The organism is Oculatella sp. LEGE 06141, from assembly GCF_015207605.1.
In the GTDB taxonomy this organism is placed as follows: domain Bacteria; phylum Cyanobacteriota; class Cyanobacteriia; order Elainellales; family Elainellaceae; genus Oculatella.
Genome location: NZ_JADEWO010000034.1, coordinates 1 through 18,748 on the forward strand (window position 1 = coordinate 1; position 18,748 = coordinate 18,748).

At 50.1% G+C, this 18,748-nt stretch carries 16 protein-coding genes; 12 read left to right on the forward strand and 4 right to left on the reverse strand.

The annotated features are described in order from the left end of the window. Window positions 1-164: 164 nt before the first annotated feature. The 6 genes from IQ268_RS20450 (at window position 165) to bchD (ending at window position 7,241) form a co-directional block, all read left to right on the forward strand. Complete coding sequence (locus IQ268_RS20450) at window positions 165-461, forward strand: acylphosphatase (RefSeq protein WP_193883181.1); 297 nt, start codon at window positions 165-167, stop codon at window positions 459-461. Between the two features lie 455 nt (window positions 462-916). Then, window positions 917-2,248 carry a glycosyltransferase family 4 protein gene (locus IQ268_RS20455; protein WP_193883183.1) on the forward strand — a complete coding sequence of 444 codons (1,332 nt, stop codon included), beginning with the start codon at window positions 917-919 and terminating at the stop codon, window positions 2,246-2,248. A gap of 541 nt (window positions 2,249-2,789) precedes the next feature. Continuing rightward, window positions 2,790-3,218, forward strand: coding sequence for a ribosome silencing factor (rsfS, locus tag IQ268_RS20460; protein WP_193883185.1), 429 nt, complete (start codon window positions 2,790-2,792; stop codon window positions 3,216-3,218). Between the two features lie 162 nt (window positions 3,219-3,380). After that, on the forward strand, window positions 3,381-3,884 hold the full coding sequence (locus IQ268_RS20465; protein WP_193883187.1) for a CGLD27 family protein: 504 nt from the start codon (window positions 3,381-3,383) through the stop codon (window positions 3,882-3,884). Between the two features lie 213 nt (window positions 3,885-4,097). Continuing rightward, a complete protein-coding gene (locus IQ268_RS20470; protein ID WP_193883189.1) occupies window positions 4,098-5,051 on the forward strand; it encodes an asparaginase in 954 nt (317 codons plus the stop codon). 156 nt (window positions 5,052-5,207) lie between these two features. Continuing rightward, window positions 5,208-7,241, forward strand: a complete 2,034-nt coding sequence (gene bchD / locus IQ268_RS20475; protein ID WP_193883191.1) for a magnesium chelatase ATPase subunit D — start codon at window positions 5,208-5,210, stop codon at window positions 7,239-7,241. Here the strand turns inward: bchD and IQ268_RS20480 are convergent. After that, window positions 7,238-10,828 carry an NB-ARC domain-containing protein gene (locus tag IQ268_RS20480; protein WP_228035570.1) on the reverse strand — a complete coding sequence of 1,197 codons (3,591 nt, stop codon included), beginning with the start codon at window positions 10,826-10,828 and terminating at the stop codon, window positions 7,238-7,240. The two genes, bchD and IQ268_RS20480, sit on opposite strands and share 4 nt — an antisense overlap. 633 nt (window positions 10,829-11,461) lie before the next feature. Between IQ268_RS20480 and IQ268_RS20485 the strand changes: the two genes are divergently transcribed. Both IQ268_RS20485 and IQ268_RS20490 read left to right on the forward strand, forming a co-directional pair. Next, window positions 11,462-11,698 carry an NfeD family protein gene (locus tag IQ268_RS20485; protein ID WP_193883193.1) on the forward strand — a complete coding sequence of 79 codons (237 nt, stop codon included), beginning with the start codon at window positions 11,462-11,464 and terminating at the stop codon, window positions 11,696-11,698. 95 nt (window positions 11,699-11,793) lie between these two features. Next, the gene (locus IQ268_RS20490) at window positions 11,794-12,024 is read left to right on the forward strand and encodes a hypothetical protein (RefSeq protein ID WP_193883195.1); all 231 of its coding nucleotides are present in this window, start codon (window positions 11,794-11,796) and stop codon (window positions 12,022-12,024) included. Window positions 12,025-12,054: 30 nt separating this feature from the next. On the opposite strand, the gene IQ268_RS20495 is transcribed toward IQ268_RS20490, so the two are convergent. Further along, window positions 12,055-12,840: an RNA polymerase sigma factor SigF gene (locus IQ268_RS20495; protein WP_193883197.1), complete on the reverse strand. Its 786-nt coding sequence runs from the start codon at window positions 12,838-12,840 to the stop codon at window positions 12,055-12,057. A gap of 53 nt (window positions 12,841-12,893) precedes the next feature. After that, on the reverse strand, window positions 12,894-13,073 hold the full coding sequence (locus IQ268_RS20500; protein ID WP_193883198.1) for a hypothetical protein: 180 nt from the start codon (window positions 13,071-13,073) through the stop codon (window positions 12,894-12,896). Between the two features lie 32 nt (window positions 13,074-13,105). On the opposite strand from IQ268_RS20500, the gene IQ268_RS20505 reads away from it, so the two are divergent. Both IQ268_RS20505 and IQ268_RS20510 read left to right on the forward strand, forming a co-directional pair. Continuing rightward, the gene (locus IQ268_RS20505) at window positions 13,106-13,831 is read left to right on the forward strand and encodes a Bax inhibitor-1 family protein (protein ID WP_193883200.1); all 726 of its coding nucleotides are present in this window, start codon (window positions 13,106-13,108) and stop codon (window positions 13,829-13,831) included. Window positions 13,832-14,165: 334 nt separating this feature from the next. Further along, a complete protein-coding gene (locus tag IQ268_RS20510) occupies window positions 14,166-14,699 on the forward strand; it encodes a tetratricopeptide repeat protein (protein WP_193883202.1) in 534 nt (177 codons plus the stop codon). An 83-nt stretch (window positions 14,700-14,782) separates the two neighbouring features. Here IQ268_RS20510 and IQ268_RS20515 read toward each other — a convergent pair whose 3' ends face one another. Beyond that, window positions 14,783-15,517 carry a phycocyanobilin:ferredoxin oxidoreductase gene (locus IQ268_RS20515; protein ID WP_193883204.1) on the reverse strand — a complete coding sequence of 245 codons (735 nt, stop codon included), beginning with the start codon at window positions 15,515-15,517 and terminating at the stop codon, window positions 14,783-14,785. 312 nt (window positions 15,518-15,829) lie between these two features. Here IQ268_RS20515 and IQ268_RS20520 point away from each other — a divergent pair, with 312 nt between their 5' ends. Both IQ268_RS20520 and IQ268_RS20525 read left to right on the forward strand, forming a co-directional pair. After that, the gene (locus IQ268_RS20520; protein ID WP_193883206.1) at window positions 15,830-17,155 is read left to right on the forward strand and encodes a serine/threonine-protein kinase; all 1,326 of its coding nucleotides are present in this window, start codon (window positions 15,830-15,832) and stop codon (window positions 17,153-17,155) included. A gap of 14 nt (window positions 17,156-17,169) precedes the next feature. Further along, complete coding sequence (locus tag IQ268_RS20525; protein WP_193883209.1) at window positions 17,170-18,723, forward strand: serine/threonine-protein kinase; 1,554 nt, start codon at window positions 17,170-17,172, stop codon at window positions 18,721-18,723. Window positions 18,724-18,748 lie beyond the last annotated feature (25 nt).

Consider the following 18,748-nt stretch of genomic DNA (forward strand, 5'->3'; position numbering starts at 1 on the left):
CCCCCAACCCAAGCATCATTGAGCCTTGCCCATGCTGGCAGATAATCAATTTGCGATCGACGAACAGCACCAACAACAAGTCTTGACACGGCACTATCAGGTATCGAGAATCTGAATAGGCAGCTATTTCGATATTAATTTCATCATGGGGTGCCACTGGAAGCATGTTCAAATCCCATTCTTCTTCCCAACCAATCCGAGTTCACCTCTTGATCTCTGGACAGGTACAAGGCGTAGGGTACCGTGCAGCAACGTGGGACACAGCCAATCGCTTGGAACTAAATGGTTGGGTTCGCAATTTGGCAGATCGTCGAGTAGAAGCGGTTTTTGAAGGAGCTAAAGACAGCATCGAACGCATGATTCAGTGGTGCCATCAGGGGCCACCATCCGCACAAATTCAAACTGTCACGGTTGAATACGAGTCTGCCGAAGGATTGCAAGGATTTCAGATCGTCGATTAAGGTGAGAACGCTTCCTGGCAGAGCTGGAGCCAAACGAAACTTAATCAATTCACTGGCGTCTACGGATCAAACGAGTAGGCTTGTGAGAATCGCCTTTGTTGATCCCTGGCATAGGCTCAAAGCTTAGCTAAATCTTTAAGGAGCTGAGTGGCTTCCTAAAGATTCGCTGAAGCAAACAGCAGGTTGCCCACCTTAAGACTCGGAATCCCGATATGGTCGTAGTTGGCTATTGTGGATCGCTAGCCACAAGCCATTCACGAGCTATTCAAGTGAAGTGTTAAATTGCAGGCAGATGATTAATGTGCAAGTCGTATGATTCAGTAAAAGCTCGGTGATAGCACCCGCGCAGACATGTTATCAATGGCATCAGTAGCCCCAGAGCATTTTCATTGTACTGATGTTTTGAAACTGCTGAATCGGCCCCCTCACTTGCCTAAATTCACCTTGAGTCTTACATGCGAATCCTGATTTACTCATACAACTATTACCCTGAGCCAATTGGTATTGCACCTCTGATGACAGAATTGGCTGAGGGTCTCGTAGCACGGGGGCATGAGGTTAGAGTTATTACAGGGATGCCCAACTATCCAGAGCGATGCATTTATAGTGGGTATCGCGGCAAACTTTATCACACTGAAGAACGCAACGGCGTTACCATCCAGCGTAGCTACGTTTGGATTCGTCCGAAGCCGGGCTTAGTTGCACGGGTTTTGCTAGACGGTAGTTATGTTGTAACCAGTTTTCTACAGGCGCTGAATGGCTGGCGGCCAGATGTCATTCTCTCAACTGTGCCCCCCCTGCCGGTCTGTGTTCCCTCAACCTTACTGGGATGGATTTATTCCTGTCCGGTCGTCTTGAATTTGCAGGATATTCTGCCGGAAGCTGCGGTTCATGTGGGTTTGATCAGCAACAAGGCTGCGATTCGTTTCTTTGAAGCGCTCGAGAAATTTGCTTATCGTTATGCTACGGCAATTAGCGTTATTGCTGATGGATTCACTGAGAACCTTGTTGGCAAAGGGGTACAGGCAGACAAAATCACCTGTATTCCTAACTGGGTTGACATCAAGTTCATCCGTCCTTTGCCTAGGCAAGACAATTCGTTTCGGATAACGCACCAGCTTGAAAACAAATTTGTTGTTTTGTATTCAGGAAATATCGCGTTAACTCAAGGCTTAGAAACTGCAATAGAAGCAGCCCAATGCCTTCAGCATATTTCCGAGATTGCATTCGTCATTGTAGGAGAAGACAAAGCACTGCGAAGATTACGTAAATATTGTTACAAGCGCAACGTGCAAAACGTTTTGTTGCTGCCCCTGCAACCACGCGAGCAGTTACCAGAAATGCTCGCGGCAGCCGATGTGGGTTTGATCATTCAGAAGCGCAACGTTGTGTCTTTTAATATGCCTTCCAAGACTCAACTGCTTTTAGCAAGCGGACGACCGATTGTTGCCTCTGTTCCCCTCTGTGGAACCGCTGCAAGAGCCGTACAAGAGAGTGGAGGTGGCATTGTCGTGCCGCCTCAGAAACCCGAAGCGTTAGCAGACGCAATTCTTGAGCTGTATGAGAATCCAGATAAGGCGACGGCCTTGGGCCGGCAGGGCAGATGCTATGCGACCGAGCACTATACCTTCGAGCAAGCTCTTGGTCGCTATGAGGCTCTATTTCAGAGAGTCGTCCAGAATGCATGTATGGTTGCGAGCGCAGCAGAAACGGGCTCTCGGTTTCAGGCAGACGAATTTGGCAAACGTCCTCTTGCACCTAGACCTGAAATTGAACATTTAAGCTAATCTTCTCGTTCAAATTGCCACCAATCAACGAAAAGGACGTGTTTACCAGGTAAACGCGTCCTTTTTGCTAAAGTGAAATCGATTGGCCGTGGCGTGTGTAATATCCGTACACACTACGTATAGATGCTACAGATTTTGAACTTTAGAGCTGATCTAAAATAGAGGTTTAGCGCTTGTATCGCCACTCTTGAAAAGCTTGAACAAAACCAGCACCTGCTTCTTCGTGCTTTACTACTTTATAACTGGTTCTTGAAACAAGTACGACGTTAGGAATCAGCCAGGGGTCAAGCTTTCTAACGTTTCTGAGGCTCTATTGCAACATATCGCAATTTTACAATTCCAATGGTTTGAAGAGCTACTAAAGAGCCTTTGTTTGATTGGGGAATGACTAAATGTTGTCCAATCAATTCTAAATGCCCCGAAACAGCCTACTTAATTCATCCGATAGATTCCAGGCTAGTTTAACCATCACTACTCTAGCCATAACTACTTATGTTTGTTGGTTCCAGTTCACAACCGCGTACTGAGGAAATTACGCTTAATGTCAAATTATTCTAAGGTTGAGGCGATTTCTCCCAGCTCAGGTACATCTGCCATTTCTCCTTCTATGCAGGAAGACACCAGTTATGCGTTAGCAGTAACCGTCGCTCAGGCCGCTGACGATCGCAAGGGGGTTGATATTGCGCTCCTGGGGGTTTCAGAAGTTTCTTATCTGGCTGATTACTTTGTTATTGTCACCGGCCTTTCTAATCCTCAGGTGAGGGCGATTTCCCAGTCGATTCAGGACAAAGTAGAGACAGAATGGCAACGCACTCCACTCAGAATTGAGGGACAGGCAGACGGTAGCTGGATTGTGCTGGATTATGGCGATGTCATTGCTCACATTTTTATGCCCCAAGAGCGAGAATTTTATAACCTGGAAGCTTTCTGGGGACATGCAGACCGCATTAGATTTCCCGTGTCCAGTTGAATAGAGATTCGCTACAGTAAAATCACGAGCAGTATTTCGTAGGAAATGTTGAGGTGATTTCAGCCATCAGCGTTGTGCAAGTCTGTGTCCTGCTGAACCGCCTGAAGCTTCCAACAACGAGTCATTGCCCTATCTGCTTCAGTTGTGACTGTTGTCATTCTCATGAAGTCCTCTGTACCTGTTTGCCCTGTCCCTGCTGACCAGCAACCTCTCAATGAATACCAGGGTTTGCGAGAATCCTGGTACTTTCGTTGGGCAACGCTTGACTGGCCTGCCTATCTTCAGCCAACTATAATGCTTTGGAGTTTGAGCTGGTTAATCGCTGGCCCTGTAGCAGCCGTCAGCTTTCCTATTTCCAAACATCCAGTGCAATTTTTGTTGAGCGGTGCAGCAGGTGCCTTTATCGTGCCAGCGCTGGCGCTGATACGGTTGTATCTAGGCTGGAACTATGTGCGCGATCGCCTGCTGAAAGAAACCATCTTCTATGAAGAGTCAGGCTGGTATGATGGTCAGACTTGGAGCAAGCCGGAAGATGTTCTCCATCGCGATCGGCTGATTGTCACTTACGAAATTCAGCCTATTCTAAAACGGCTAAAGTCAACGTTTGGGATGATAGCCCTACTGTTGCTCAGCGGCAGCCTGATGTGGAGCTTTCTTGCAGAATAATTTAAGCAGGAACAAGCGGTCAAAGAAGAATCTTACAGCAGTTCTCAATTGAGTCAGCCACAGTATCGCCAAGATGGGTGTGGGGTGTAGGGTTTAAGGTGTGGTGAATGCAAATGAAAATGGCTGCATCTTTGCTACGCTTTCCGTCATTCGTGTCGCTGTTTAGGCTCAAACTGATTGCAAGGGAGGAAGGAGTATGTCACAGTTTCAACCATGACTAGGGGAAAACGTACGCAAACAGCAGAGATAGAAGTCCGATTGTTGCGGGAAGGACTGGTTGAGTCGAAGCACTCCGTTCAAGCTGTGGTTGCAGATGAGCGGGGGCGGATGCTATCTATCGCAGGCAATCCAGAGACGGCCACGTTTGTTCGGTCTGCCTTGAAGCCGTTTCAAGCATTGGCAGTGACCACAACAGGAACACTTGAACGTTATGGGCTAACCGATCGCGACCTGGCCATTATTTGCAGTTCGCACCAGGGAAACATTGAGCAAGCTCGGCAAGCATTTAATATTTTATGGCGTTGCGATATCGACCCTTCTGCTCTGCAATGCCCCATTCCGGCTGGTAAACATAGTCCATTGCAATATAACTGCTCTGGCAAGCACGCGGGTATGCTAGCCGTTTGCCAACAGCGCAATTGGTCACTTAATAATTACCTGCAACGGAACCATCCGGTTCAACGTCTCATTCTAAGCAAGATCTCAGAGCTGTTGCGAATGCCAGCCGAAGAGTTCATTGGGGCCCATGATGATTGCGGCGCACCTACTTACTTCATGCAACTGGGGCAAATGGCGACTTTATATGCTCAGCTTGCTTCCGGCGACAACCTGGACATGGAGCGGATCATTCGGGCAATGACCCATCACCCAGCGATGATCGCAGGAGATGGCGAGTTTGACACCGAACTGATGCGGCTGACTGAGGGTGAATTGGTTAGCAAAGCCGGAGCAGAAGGTATCCAATGCGTTGCTCGTGTGGGTGAAGGCCTGGGGTTAGCAATTAAAGTGATGGATGGGGCAAAACGGGCGAAATATGCCGTTGCAATTCATCTATTGAAGCAGATGGGCTGGCTCAGTCCGACGATCGCCGAAACCCTTTCTGAAACGTTTATGACCTTGGGCAACTTCAAACGTTTGGAAGTAGTAGGCGAACTTTCAATTTCCTAAGCAAGGCATGGCTTCCAGGCTGACTTGAGAGCTGAAAGCTAAGTCAGATTGAAGGCTGATCCAGGGGGATAAGTTGGAGCGATCGCCTCACCGATGCTGCGAGCAGGGCAAGGTTTCCTGTTATGCTGAAAAGTTGGATCTGCCACTATTGAAGCCATGTCTGCCACAAGCACTCCGGTTTTTACCGCTTTTCCATTGACTGCCGTAGTCGGTCAAGAAGCAATCAAATTAGCGTTGCTGTTAGCGGCGATCGATCCGCAACTGGGTGGCGTTGTCATAGCGGGTCGCCGTGGCACCGCGAAGTCAGTCATGGCTCGTGCCATTCATGCCTTGCTGCCGCCAATTGAAGTGGTTCAAGGATCATGCAGCAATTGCGATCCAATGCATCCAGAGGACTGGGATGACGAAACGCTGAATCAACAGCTAGATCAGCAAGGCCACTGCAACCGGGAGTGCCTCCAGGTTCAAGTTATTCCTGCCCCGTTTGTTCAAATTCCGCTGGGGGTAACGGAAGATCGATTGCTGGGTTCGGTTGACGTAGCGCAATCGATTAAACAAGGTGAAACGGTCTTTCAGGCAGGATTGTTAGCAGAAGCTCATCGTGGCGTGTTGTACATTGACGAAATCAACCTGCTAGATGATCAAATTGCCAATCTGCTGCTTACCACGTTGACAGAAGGCCGCAACCAGATTGAACGGGAAGGAATTAGTTTTCAGCATCCCTGCAAGCCATTGTTGATTGCGACCTACAACCCAGAAGAAGGCGAATTACGACAGCACTTGCTGGATAGAATGGCGATCGTGCTGTCGGCTGATGCCGTACTGGGGCTGGACGAGCGAGTTCAAGCGGTAGACCAGGCCATGCAATATGCCGAATCGACGCAGGCATTTCTGCAACAGTATGCCGAGGACATGGACTCCCTCAAAACCCAGATCGTTCTGGCGCGCGAGTGGCTCAAGGACGTGCAGATCACATCAGAGCAAATTGCCTACTTAGTCAATGAAGCCATTCGAGGAAAAGTCCAGGGACATCGGGCTGAGCTATTTGCCGTTCGCGTTGCTAAAGCCCATGCCGCTCTGGATGGGCGAACAGAGGTGATTGCAGACGACCTGCGTCGAGCTGTGGAATTGGTAATTGTGCCAAGAGCGACCGTGGTTCAGCAAAATCCACCCGACGAACCGCCACCGCCACCGCCACCACCGCCTCAAAACCAGGACGAGACGGAGCAAGAGCAAGACGAACAAGAGGAAGACAATCCAGAAGACGAGGAACAGCAAGACCCGCCCACGCTGCCAGAGGAGTTTATCTTTGATCCAGAAGGCGTTATTTTAGACCCCTCGGTCCTTTACTTTACTCAACTCGCCAACCGCCAAGGCAAATCTGGTTCGCGGAGTCTAATTTTCTCCCAAGATCGAGGACGCTACGTTAAACCGATGTTGCCCAAGGGAGAAGTGAGACGCATCGCTGTGGATGCCACCTTGCGTGCAGCATCTCCCTATCAGAAAATTCGTCGCCAACGCCAGCCCAATAAACGGGTTGTGGTTGAGCAAGGCGACATTCGAGCCAAGCGCTTAGCGCGAAAGGCTGGAGCGCTGGTGGTGTTTGTGGTAGACGCATCTGGTTCGATGGCGTTGAATCGAATGCAGTCTGCGAAAGGTGCCGTTTTGCGCCTGTTGACCGAAGCCTACCAAAATCGGGATCAGGTTTCTCTCATTCCCTTTCGAGGCGAACAAGCCGAAGTGTTGTTGCCTCCAACCCGATCGATCGCGGCGGCTCGTCGTCGTTTGGAACGAATGCCCTGTGGTGGCGGTTCACCTCTGGCACACGGGTTAACCCAGGCTGTGCGAGTGGGAACCAATGCCCAGCAGTCGGGTGATATTGGTCAGGTGGTGATTGTTGCCATTACGGACGGGCGCGGTAATATTCCGTTGGCGCGATCGCTGGGTGAAACCATTCCTGAAGGAGAAAAACCGGACATCAAAGCGGAACTGCTCGACATTGCGGGAAAAGTACGAGCCACCGGAATGAAACTGCTGGTAATTGACACCGAAAACAAATTCGTCTCAACCGGATTTGCCAAAGAACTGGCTAAACATGCAGGCGGCACCTACTACCACTTACCCAAAGCAACCGATCAAGCTATTGCCAACATGACCAAGGGGGCGATCGCCGACCTGAAAGCCCGTTAGGGAAGGGATGCATCAAAGGCACCCAGTTTCATTAGGGTGGCCTTTTGCGCTGCCGTCAGACCGGTTGCCCCCGTAATGTTCATTCCCTGATAGGGCTTTTCGATCAGCAACGGGTTTAGCTCTTCGCCGGTTGTCAGGTTCCACAGTCGAATCCGTTCATCATTACTACCACTGGCCAGAAGCTGACCATCCATACTAAAAGCCACCGATCGCACCCGGCTCAAATGCCCTTCCAACACCTGTAAGCATTTCCCTGAAGCGATATCCCACAAGCGCACCACGTGGTCGTTTCCACCACTGGCTAGAATCTCCCCATTTGGACTAAAAGCCACCGATCGCACTCCGCTACTGTATCCTTTGAGCAATTTTAGCGACTCCCCCGTTTCCACATTCCACAATCTGACGGTGCGTCCTACGCTGCTGCTTGCCAGGGTCTTGCCATCTGGACTAAAGGCAACCGAGCGAATCCAGTGGGTATGTCCTTTCAACACATTCCGACAAGCTCCAGACTCAACATCCCACAACCTCACCGTCAGGTCGCTACTACCACTAGCCAGGATCTTGCCATCAGGACTAAACGCGATCGACCAGACCCAATCCGTGTGTCCTGCTAATGTTTTGAGACATTGCCCCGTTGCCGCATCCCATAGCCTTACCTTGCCATCACTGCTGCCGCTGGCAAAAATTCGACCCTCTTGATCAGAACTGAATGCGACAGAGAGAACGCCATCTTCGTGCCCTTTCAGCGTTTTGAGGCATTGTCCGGTGCCAATATCCCAGAATCGAACGGTTTTATCTTCACTCCCACTAGCCAGGGTACGACCATCCGGGCTAAAGGCTACAGACCATACTCGCCCTGTATGCTTTTGGAGGCTGATCAGACATTGCCCTGTACGCACATTCCAAAGCCTAATCGTTCGATCTTCTCCACCGCTAGCCAGAGTTTTGCCATCCCAACTAAAGGCAACCGAGCGCACTCCTCTGCCATATCCCTGAAAGGTTTTAAGCAGCCGCTCTGTCTTAACATCCCACAGTTTTATCGTCTGATCTTCGCTACCGCTAGCCAGAATTTGATCGTCTGGGCTGAAGGCCACCGAGCGCACCCAACCCGTATGTCCAGACAGAACTTTGAGACACTCTCCCGTTCGAATATCCCATAGCCCCACAGTCTGATCCTCGCTGCCGCTGGCTAGCATCTGCCCATCGGAACTAAAGACAACCGACCAGACCCAACCAATGTGTCCTTTTAAGGTTTGCAAGCAGGTTCCGGTTGCCACATCCCAAAGCTTTACCGTCCGGTCGCTGCTTCCACTCGCCAACAGGCGATCGTCCGTTGGGCAAAAGGCAACCGAGCGCACACCCCTGGCATGATCGTGTAATGTCCGAATACAGTGTCCTGTCCTAATATCCCAGAGCTTTATCGTGCGATCGCTGCTGCCGCTAGCCAGAATTTGGCTGCTTCCATCAAAGCAAACTGAACGCACCACCTTGGTATGCCCTGCAAGAACATTGAGGCACCTTCCCGTCTGCACGTCCCAAAGCCTGACCGTGTGGTCGGCACCACAGGTCGCTAGCCATCGACCGTCTGGACTAAACACCACCGATCGCACCCAACTGGTGTGACCTTCCAAGGTTTGAAGACACTGTCCAGTACTGACATCCCACAACCTCACTGTTTTGTCGTGGCTGCCGCTCGCCAATATGTGACCGTTTGGGCTAAATTGAACAGCTCTGACCCAATCGGTGTGGCCGTCACAGGTAAATTGCTGGCCGCCTTCAGTCACATGCCAAACCCGTATTTTGTAGTCCACATCTCCAGTCGCCAGCCGTGTTCCATCTGGACTAAAGGCAACCGACAAAATGCTGCCAAGACTTTCGGAAAACACCGATTGGGATAAGTCGGCTCTGGCGAAGTTAACGCGATGCAAGTCCACATCCTGCAAATACGCTTGCCAAACGGCCAATGATGAAAAATCGCGATCGCTGATATCGGCATGAAGTTGACATAGCAAGTTCAGCGCATTTCCAGCCGCGTACCCCGGCTTCAAAGGAGCCTGGTGCTGCAAGTCCAGCAGAATTTGTGTGAGCTTAACTTCGCTCGCCTTCTCACTGCCCAAATCGACAATTAATTTTTCCGTCAGCGGTTGCAAAACAAACGCAATTTGCCGCTCTCTCAAATAATCTTTAGCCTGCGCCTTGATCACAGCATGGCTATTAAACAGTACGATTTTTTGGGTCTTTATTTCTTCACAAATGCGGTTAATAAAGCGATCGATCACATATTCCGTCACCACTGGCTGTAACGATAGTAGGGTTCGATCCCGCTCGATCAGCGATCGCCGGCCTAACGACTCCAGCGCTTCTAACAGCCTGTATTGCGGAACCGGAGGAACCAGATCCTGACGCAGATCGGAAAGCGATACTGGCTCACGGTTAATCGCTAACCAGTACATCATTTCCTTTTCCAGCAACGACAGGCGGCCAAACTGCTGCTCCAAAAGGCTATAAATAGTGCCAAAAACGGTAGTCTTCTGTTGCAAAAATTCGGAAATGCTGCCGCCAAACAATTCTTGAATAGTCGCAGCGACAATTTTTAAGGCTAACGGGTTGCCAGCGTAGCGCTCAATCAAATCTTGCCACTCATCTTCAGAACCCGAAAAGCGGCCTTTATCTTTGAAGATTTCACGTCCCTGCAACCCCTTCAAGCCGTTCACTTGAAAAGCGCGAACCTTTTTACTTTCCAGGATGACAAACTCTTTGGGCTTCTCGCTGCTTGTGATGATCAGGCAACTGCGATGCGGTGTTTCTCCAACGCGCCTCAGCAACTCTTCATAATCCTCATACCCAGCTTTGTAGTGTCCGGCCAGATCATCACTACGCAAGATTGTTTCGGTGTTGTCTAAAATCAGCAGACACCGATACTTTTTCAAATAGTTCAGCAACTGTGAAATTGAATCGCCAATGCCATCAGGTTCTTGACCGTTAGACAGCACGTTGAGCAAGTCAGCCAGCAAATCCTTAGCGAACGGCGAATGATTGAGCGATCGCCATACAACCCGTTCAAACTGAGATTGAATCCGTTCTGCCAGCTTCAGCGCCAGAGCCGTTTTGCCCATTCCGCCCAACCCTAACAGCGCAATCAGGCGGCACTGATCGTCCACAATCCAGCGCTTTAGTTGCTCAAGCTCTTCCTCCCGGCCATACAACGAGTCCACATCACCCGCTTCACCCCAGTCTCGCAGCACCTCAGGCGACGGTGCGATCGCGTCATTAGGGTTCGGTTCCGTCAGCGGCCATTCGAACTCAGGTCTCGCCCGATCAGACTGATAGCGAGCCATCAGGATCTGTTGCAGCTTTGCTAATTTTCCAGGCCCATTCCCAGCGATATCAAACTTTTTATAAACCTCACCTAACCTCTTGCGTACAGCGGTTGCATTAATTCCCAACAGTTTGGCAATTTCAGCCGTTGATATGCCATCCATCGCCAGCGACAAAACTTCTAGCTCCGGGTTAGAGACTCTGTGCTGAGCCGCTAACGCGTTTAGAGCGTCCTTGGGAATCACAACGGTGCCCTCATCGTGATGCAATAGCTAAACTGCTACTCACTTTTAGCACAATTTCACATATGTGACTGCTTTTCTAAAACTTGTTCTCTTCGTGTGAGAAGTCCGCTATGCGAGACAGGCCAAGCACGTTCCCTGAACCAACCCATCCAACCGAAGCAGGACAACGGAATCGTGTATTGCTAAACACCAGTGGCATACAGCTTATTTGGTAGCTGCAACGGCTCAACCAATTAGTAGGGCACCCAGAATCAGATGATTGACACGATCTCAAGTGAGAAGTTCAGCAGCTATGTGAGGACGGACTTGATCTACCTCACATTGTGAGGTAACGTAGAAACATCGTTTCCTCGATGGGGAATCTTAGCCAATAAAGGCAATTTGAGGAGTGGCTGAAATTCATCAATGCATCTGGAATACCGATGCCTTAACTGGTGAGGCTCAATTCACCTGCAACAGAGACGGAACTATATCCTGTTGCCGAGATTAGCAGACGGTTGATGAAGCTAGGAGCGATCGCACTCATCATTCTGCTATCAACTTTCAAGAAACGTTTCGTTCATGGTCACATCTCACTCAAGTGAGTCACTTATTTATAGAAGCAACTGGTTGAAATTGTCTAACCCGCTAATTTGTAGAGCAACGGAGGTAATAGCATTGAGTAATTTCTTTGTGCCATCAGAACCCGAAATGCTGCTTGATCCGGTTAAAGGAACGATTAGTCGCGAAATCACTTATGGTCATTGTGGACGGGTCAAGTACGCCGGAACGTATTGGAGCGCCAGACTGTATCAGCCTCCTCGCTCAGTGATTCTGCTTCCAGGTGCCCCCGTCACCATCGTTGCAGTTCAAGATGTTATCACCCTGCTTGTTATTCCATCTGGATTAGAGTAACCGCTGACAACGGTCAATTACAGCAAAACAACTATTGACCGTTCAAACACTAATCCAGCATCTATACCTGAACATTTAGGAGAGAGGAAATAGCCATGAAAGCGAAGGATTATAGCCCGCTGCTCAAATGGGTTGGTAGACTGCTTCGATATTACCTGTTAGCCCTGTTCGGTTTTGCGATTGCCTGCATTTTAACGGCCAGTTTCGGAGCCACTCAGCTTGCCAATTTTTTGCTGGTAGTCGGGGGAGAATGGGTTTTGCGCTTAGCACTCTTCAACGGTTGCCTGGTTGGCGTTGCTGCAATGGTTGAGTCCCTACGCCAGTAGGAATGATGCGAGCCAAGCAGACTGTAATCCTTAAGGATCGGTTTGTAATGTTTGGGGTTGCAGAAAGGTCATCATCTGCTCTAGACCCCGCTGAATACGACGGGTTACCGTCATAGGGCTGACACCAATTTTTTCAGCAACTTCTTTACGGGATAGATCGCTAAAGAACACAAATTCGATCGCCGCCCGTGTTTTGTCTTCAAGTTGACCGAGCGCCCGCTGAAGCTGTTGACGATCTTCTTCAAGACGCTGAAGGGCTTGATAATGTGCATCTGGCAGCGTTTCACCCAGCGTAATCGGCGAATCAACCTGCTGACAAACCGTTGCATCCAGGCTTAACGGCAGGCGATTTTTAACCGCCATTTTAATTTCTCGCCATTCTTGAGAAGAGACACCCAGTTCATCAGCAATTTCGGTATCACTGGGCTGTCGTCCTAAGTCTCGGGCTAGCTCCATCCGTACGCGTTGCCCATCCTTTTGCAAGTCTTGCCAACGACGGGGTACTTTAACAGCACTACCGCGATCGCGCAAGAAGTGCAGCATCTCACCACGGATATAAGGGACGGCAAACGAACTGAATGCACATCCTTGACTGGGGTTAAAGCGTTCAATGGCGCGAATCAAACCCAGATAGCCAATTTGCTCTAGATCTTCGTAGGGTTCAGCACACTGATGGCTGACCCGATGAGCAATCTTACGGACAAGACCTGCATTCATTCGAACGAGCTGATTGCGAAGCGAAACGGAAGGATTTTGCTGATAAGCCATCAGCAATTCCATACTGCGAGAACGGAGAGAGGATTGGGAAGCCGTCATCTGAAGAACCACCTTGTATCAGATTTAGGCTTATTGTCGATTTCCGACCGAGTTTAAACCATCGTTATTCCACGGGAATGGAAAAAGTTTCCCAGGGTGGTATCAGCAGAATCACTGACTTGACCGCAGTAGTTCATGGGTCGAGCCGGGTTCATTTTCAGGTTAAGAGTCAACAACATCCGGGCGATCGCCCTTATAAAATCGCCTAAGATCAAAGCAGAGACTTGATTCAAATCCAAACATTACTGTCTGTTAACAGAAGCTTATGAGCAATACCAGCAATTTTCGAGATGCCATGCGTCGCGCCCAAACGCAACAGCTTATTGGGCCTAATGTTATTGCGAACGCCCTACCGTTTCTTGGCGGTGGTCTCGTCCTTACAGCGCTCGGTACCTACGGAGGATTAGGGGTAATCCAGAGTAATCCTGGATTGTTCATGCCCACCTTCTGGGTCGCAATGGTTGTAGAACTCGCTCTTTTCTTCGTCGCCCGTGGTGTGGCAGAGCGAGGAAATAACGGCGTTGCTTTGCCGCTGCTGGCCACCTATAGCTTACTTTCAGGCTACACACTGAGCGGGTTGGTGTATGTTGCTCTGGGGACTGGAGGCGTTGGCATTGCGGGCGTGGGAATTGCGGCCTTGGGCTGTGGAGTCACATTTATTGCCGCTCGCCAAATCGGTTCCAACCTCTCCGACCAGGATGGATTAGCGCTAACGCAAACAGTTCGACTAGGGATTATTGCCCTATTTGTAGTGCTGATCGGCCAACTGCTCTTTTCGTTGTTTGGCGGTTATACCCCTAGCTGGTTAGAAATTGGCATTTCTGGAATCGGTGTTTTTCTCTTTGCAGGTGCTGCTGTGGTAGATTTTTACATTCTGCCCCGCACCTACAAGGATGAGCAATACTTGCCAGCCGCGCTGTCGATGTATTTGACCTACATCAACCTGTTCATCTTTATTCTGCGGCTGTTAATTGCTCTTAACCGCGACTAGACCTGGTTCATGATCCGTTGGGTTTGCAACAACTTGTTCGCTTAAAACGTTTGTAAAGAACTCAAAGTTTGCTTGACAGCGGCTTTTCCACTGAAGAGCCGTTGTTTTTTGTGGGTGTTTTTCCGGATTCAGCTCTAGATTTATCTTTGCAATCATGCGCTTTCGAGGCAGTTTGTTTAGCGCAGTATTACGGATGCCGCATCACGAGATTGCCTGCCAATTCATTTCAAGCATCCTAATCAGATCATCTAGCGGCAGAAGCCCTGACTCTACAGGTTGTGGTGTAGTGTGAAAAAGTAGTATGCGTTTTCTTTTGATATTTGTTTAACGAGCTATGGACGAAAGCACGCTTCCAGTAGTTTACCTCGGCATCCTAGTAGCGTTGCTGCTTGGCGCAAGCGTTGTGTTGGTGCGGCAAATTATCAAAACACGACGGCTTGAAAACACCCTCTCCCGCTTGCAAAGCAAGCTGACCCGAGAGAAGGGAACCGCACAGGAATATTATGAGCTTGGCGGAATTTTGCTCGACAAAAAGCTGTATACGCAAGCGATCGCCCAGTTTCAAAAAGCCCTGAAGTCCAAAGACCTAAAGGGAGCCGAAAATATTGCCATTATTTACAATGCCCTGGGCTTTTCTTACGCCGCGCAAGAGCAGTATGACCTGGCGATCCGGCAATACAAAGAAGCCCTGGAGCAAACCCCTGGTTATGTAACCGCTCTCAACAATCTAGCGTTTGCCTATGAGAAAAAGCAGTTAGTGGCTCAAGCCCTTGAGACCTATGAAGAAGCACTGAAACATGAGCCGAAGAACTCAACCGCTAAACGACGGTCGGACTCGTTGCGGAAACGGTTTGCTCCTTCTGCTTGAATAGCTTCAAGGATGGGGCAGGATAGTTTGATCAATTGAAACGAGGGGCGCATTAGCTGCGCCCCTTGGCCTTTTAATACCGCCTAATCAGGCCGATCAAACAACACAGTTGTCATATATCGCTCTGCCCATTCTTGCCCAAAGGCTTTCTCCAGAACGCGACGAGTCTTGTCATTCTGCTGTTGCTTGGCGCAATAATGCGCCTGCCCTGCCGACATTTCCGCCTGATGCTCGGGTGTGGGAGATGTGGCGATCGCCTGCTGGCAATGCACTTCTAGAAAGGCTTTCACTCGCGCTAGAAACTGGTCTTCTTCGTCTGGGGTGCCGGGTCGCCCAAACACACAAAACGTTGAAAAAATATTGCCCCAGTCGGGTAAATCGCGAGACTGAGCAAATTGAAACGCAGGTAATGCTTCCAGGTCAGATTGGTAACCCGTGGGAAGAGTGCGATCGTGGCTGATGGGCGACAAATCGGCGATCGCCATGCTGATCTGTCCACGTCCACCCACCAGATCGGTTCCAAACATAGGCAAGACATATTCTGCACGAGGAAACATCACGCAATGGAGAATGTCCAGGACATTGCCGACCTTTGCCAGTTCCATATGCAGCTTGCGAAATTGCGGAGTTTGATAACAGCGATTTTCAATGATCAGCTTTTCGCCCTCTAATCGTCCTTCGACGTACCCCAAATCCTCTGGCAGGTGATAGGGAGATAAATCGAGATGCTGTTGCCAGACCGACTCAATGCAATCGGCCAAGCGATGAATTAACGGGTGTTGCTGAGAACGAATTGAAGTGGTTGCAGAAGACACCATCGTTTGATTGGGTTGAATGGGTTAAACGGGTTAAAACCTGAAATATTGAACTCTAACCGCTTGGTAGGTGCAGAGCCGTTTAGGTTAAGAATACCGCAGGTTAGGGGGGCACAACTGCTAAAACAACGCTTCAGTAAAGCCTCTTGGTCATGGGAAGCGTGTGACACCACAGGTATGTTTTAAGGAATGGGACTCAACCGCTTGATTTGTTAAAAGTACGGATTTTCGGTTGGTAGACCAGTAGATTGAACAGGTGCGTCTGCATCGGGTGATTGGCTTCATTGCTGAGCCTGCAATTCATCAGGAGAGCCTATGGCAGGTAAAACCACTGACGCAAGATCTGACCAGGCCAGTCAGTCCTCAAATGGGTTGCTGCAAGGACGCTACGAGGTTCAGCAGCAGCTCGGCAAAACGGCAGGACGACGCACTCTATTGGCGATCGATCGCCACACACAACAGCCTGTTGTGATTAAACTACTGACCTTTGATTCTGACGTTGTTTGGGACGACCTGAAGCTGTTTCAGCGGGAGGCAGAAACCCTAAAAGCACTATCCCATAACGCTATTCCGCGCTATCTTGATTTTTTTGAACGGGATGCCACAGACGATCGCCAGTTTGCTCTGGTGCAAAGCTATGCCAACGGGCGATCGCTGGACGCTTACCGCCAGATGGGGCGAACCTTTAGCGAAGCAGAAGCAAAACAGTTAGCCGCAGCGCTGCTCAACGTTTTGATTTATCTACATGGACGGCAGCCGCCCGTGGTTCATCGAGACATCAAGCCGAGCAATGTGCTGTTGGGCGATCGCACGGGTCATAGCATTGGCACCGTTTATCTGGTGGATTTCGGCTCGGTTCAAACGCTGGCTTCCAGAGCAGGCAGCACAATTACTATTGTTGGCACCTATGGGTATATGCCACCAGAGCAGTTTGGCGGCTATGCCACCCCAAAGTCCGATCTTTACAGCTTAGGTGCAACCCTAATTGCGCTGTTGACTGGCCACCATCCGGCTGATTTACCCCAAAAGGAGTTGCACATTCAGTTTGAACAGGCAGTAAATCTGAGTGCTGCCTTTACCGCATGGCTCAAGTGGCTCACCGCGCCCAATCCAGACGATCGCCCCAGCTCAGCAGAAGAGGCTCTAACCGGATTGAAGCAGCGATCGCTAGCCCAACCCTCTGCATCGGGCAATCGAGTGGTTATATCACTGCCCTATCTGTTGTGGAACACCGTCTGGCGCAGCACCAGCATGGGGCTTATCACAGGTGGCACCTTTGGCGGAATTTTTGGCACTTCTGTGGTTCCCTTAATTGGCACGATCGCCGGAAGCGTTGCGGGTGCAGCAGCGGGTTTGTTACTGGGTTTCATCAACGGGATCATCATTGGAGTCGTGACTGATGCGTTTTACACACCGCTGGTTTATCCGCACCGCTATCGCCAAACCGTTCGTCTCATCAGCACTCTGTTTGGGATCGGCAGCATTTTTCTGCTGAGGGAGGTTTTGATGTTGCCGCCCGAACGCTGGTTCTCGCCAGCAAATTTAACGCTATTGGCGATCGCCCTCATTACAGGTTTATCGGGCGGGTTGACCAGTCAACATATTGCCAACTGGTATGAGCGAACTACGCGGAAACGTTAGCTAAAGGCACCCCTATGACCCATTGGGATTCTTCTGATCTTGGCCTACCCCAGGCAGATGACTTTACCCCAAATCAGTTAGGCGATCGCTATCAGACGATCCAGATGCTCGGCAAGAAGCCAGGGCGACGAACTCTGTTAGCCTGCGATCGCCGCACTCAAAAACCTGTGGTCATTAAATTGCTCTCGCTTGGCAACGACTTCGAGTGGGCCGATCTGAAGCTGTTTGAGCGGGAAGCCGAAACGCTGAAAATGCTTTCACATCCAGCCATACCGCAGTATTTAGACTATTTAGAGCTGGATAACCCCAGGCGCAAAGCGTTTGCGCTGGTTCAAAGTTATGCAGAAGGGCGATCGCTCGAAGCCTACTTAACAGCAGGCCGAACCTTCAGTGAAGCAGAGGTGAAGCAGCTCGCCAAAGCCGTGCTGGAGATCTTGCTGTATTTGCACAGCCGCACTCCTGCGGTAATTCACCGCGATATTAAACCCAGCAATGTGCTGTTGGGCGATCGCACTGGCAATGGCATTGGCACCATTTACCTGGTCGATTTTGGGGCAGTTCAGCATTTGCTAGGCCAGGAGGGAGGCACAATTACGGTAGTGGGCACCTATGGATACATGCCACCCGAACAATTTGGCGGACGAGCCGTGCCTGCTTCTGATTTATATAGCCTTGGAGCAACGTTGATTTACCTGGTCACCGGAATGCATCCGGCAGAGCTGCCCCAAACAAACTTTCGCATTCAGTTTGAGCGATTTGCCCGCCTTAGCCCGGACTTCACCGCTTGGTTGCAGTGGATGGTTGAACCCAGCCTGGACAAACGGGCGCGATCGGCTCAAGAGGCATTACAAATGCTCGACCATCCCCAACGGCAACGGCAACGGTTTGCCCAACTAAACCAGCCAGTTGATAGTCAGGTCAGGTTCACTAAAACAGACGAGGCATTAGACATTTGCCTGCCATCGCAAGGGCTAAGATTTGACTTCACGGCATTGCTCTCCTTTTTCATTCCCATCGTTGGCTATCTCTTCTTTTGGATGGTCAACTCGGCAACGGCCAGCCAATCTAATCCAGTCCTCCTATTCACTCGATTTACCCAAGGATTCACACCTAATTTTGAATTCAACCTTGTTTTAGCCATCAGCCAGGTGCTGTTTGCAGGGATATTGAGCGTTGCAGTAGCAGGGGTACTTCTCAACATTCTGTTTGCCTTGTTTGGGCAAATTCGGCTCCGCATCAATCAACAGCACATTACTCTCGATTTTGAGCTATTTGGGCTGCGGCATCGCCGCTATACAGGACTGCGGTCTAACCTTTGTCAGCTAGAGTTAATCAATCGCTTTCATTGGCGAGGGTTGAACACCGACGTGCAAGACAAGCCTGGGCAGTGGCAGGCGATCGCCCTGGTGCTACATGGCCGAAAACGGCGTTGCAAGCTTGATATCAGCATTCTTGACCCATCGGATGTGTACTGGCTGGCTCAAGAGCTAAGCCACTGGCTGCATGTTCCTATCGCTGATGAACCTGAATGGTTACGGGCGATCGCCCTTCAGGAGCCTCGTCGATGATATTGAAGCTTGGTGGCCACTGGTG

Excerpts from the sequence above, each read along its gene's own strand:
- IQ268_RS20515 (WP_193883204.1), bottom strand. The coding sequence starts at position 15,517 with ATGGTGTCTTCTGCAACCACTTCAATTCGTTCTCAGCAACACCCGTTA.
- rsfS (WP_193883185.1), top strand. The coding sequence starts at position 2,790 with ATGTCAAATTATTCTAAGGTTGAGGCGATTTCTCCCAGCTCAGGTACA.
- IQ268_RS20490 (WP_193883195.1), top strand. The coding sequence starts at position 11,794 with ATGAAAGCGAAGGATTATAGCCCGCTGCTCAAATGGGTTGGTAGACTG.
- bchD (WP_193883191.1), top strand. The coding sequence starts at position 5,208 with ATGTCTGCCACAAGCACTCCGGTTTTTACCGCTTTTCCATTGACTGCC.
- IQ268_RS20465 (WP_193883187.1), top strand. The coding sequence starts at position 3,381 with ATGAAGTCCTCTGTACCTGTTTGCCCTGTCCCTGCTGACCAGCAACCT.
- IQ268_RS20520 (WP_193883206.1), top strand. The coding sequence starts at position 15,830 with ATGGCAGGTAAAACCACTGACGCAAGATCTGACCAGGCCAGTCAGTCC.
- IQ268_RS20450 (WP_193883181.1), top strand. The coding sequence starts at position 165 with ATGTTCAAATCCCATTCTTCTTCCCAACCAATCCGAGTTCACCTCTTG.
- IQ268_RS20510 (WP_193883202.1), top strand. The coding sequence starts at position 14,166 with ATGGACGAAAGCACGCTTCCAGTAGTTTACCTCGGCATCCTAGTAGCG.
- IQ268_RS20470 (WP_193883189.1), top strand. The coding sequence starts at position 4,098 with ATGACTAGGGGAAAACGTACGCAAACAGCAGAGATAGAAGTCCGATTG.
- IQ268_RS20505 (WP_193883200.1), top strand. The coding sequence starts at position 13,106 with ATGAGCAATACCAGCAATTTTCGAGATGCCATGCGTCGCGCCCAAACG.
- IQ268_RS20495 (WP_193883197.1), bottom strand. The coding sequence starts at position 12,840 with ATGACGGCTTCCCAATCCTCTCTCCGTTCTCGCAGTATGGAATTGCTG.
- IQ268_RS20455 (WP_193883183.1), top strand. The coding sequence starts at position 917 with ATGCGAATCCTGATTTACTCATACAACTATTACCCTGAGCCAATTGGT.
- IQ268_RS20525 (WP_193883209.1), top strand. The coding sequence starts at position 17,170 with ATGACCCATTGGGATTCTTCTGATCTTGGCCTACCCCAGGCAGATGAC.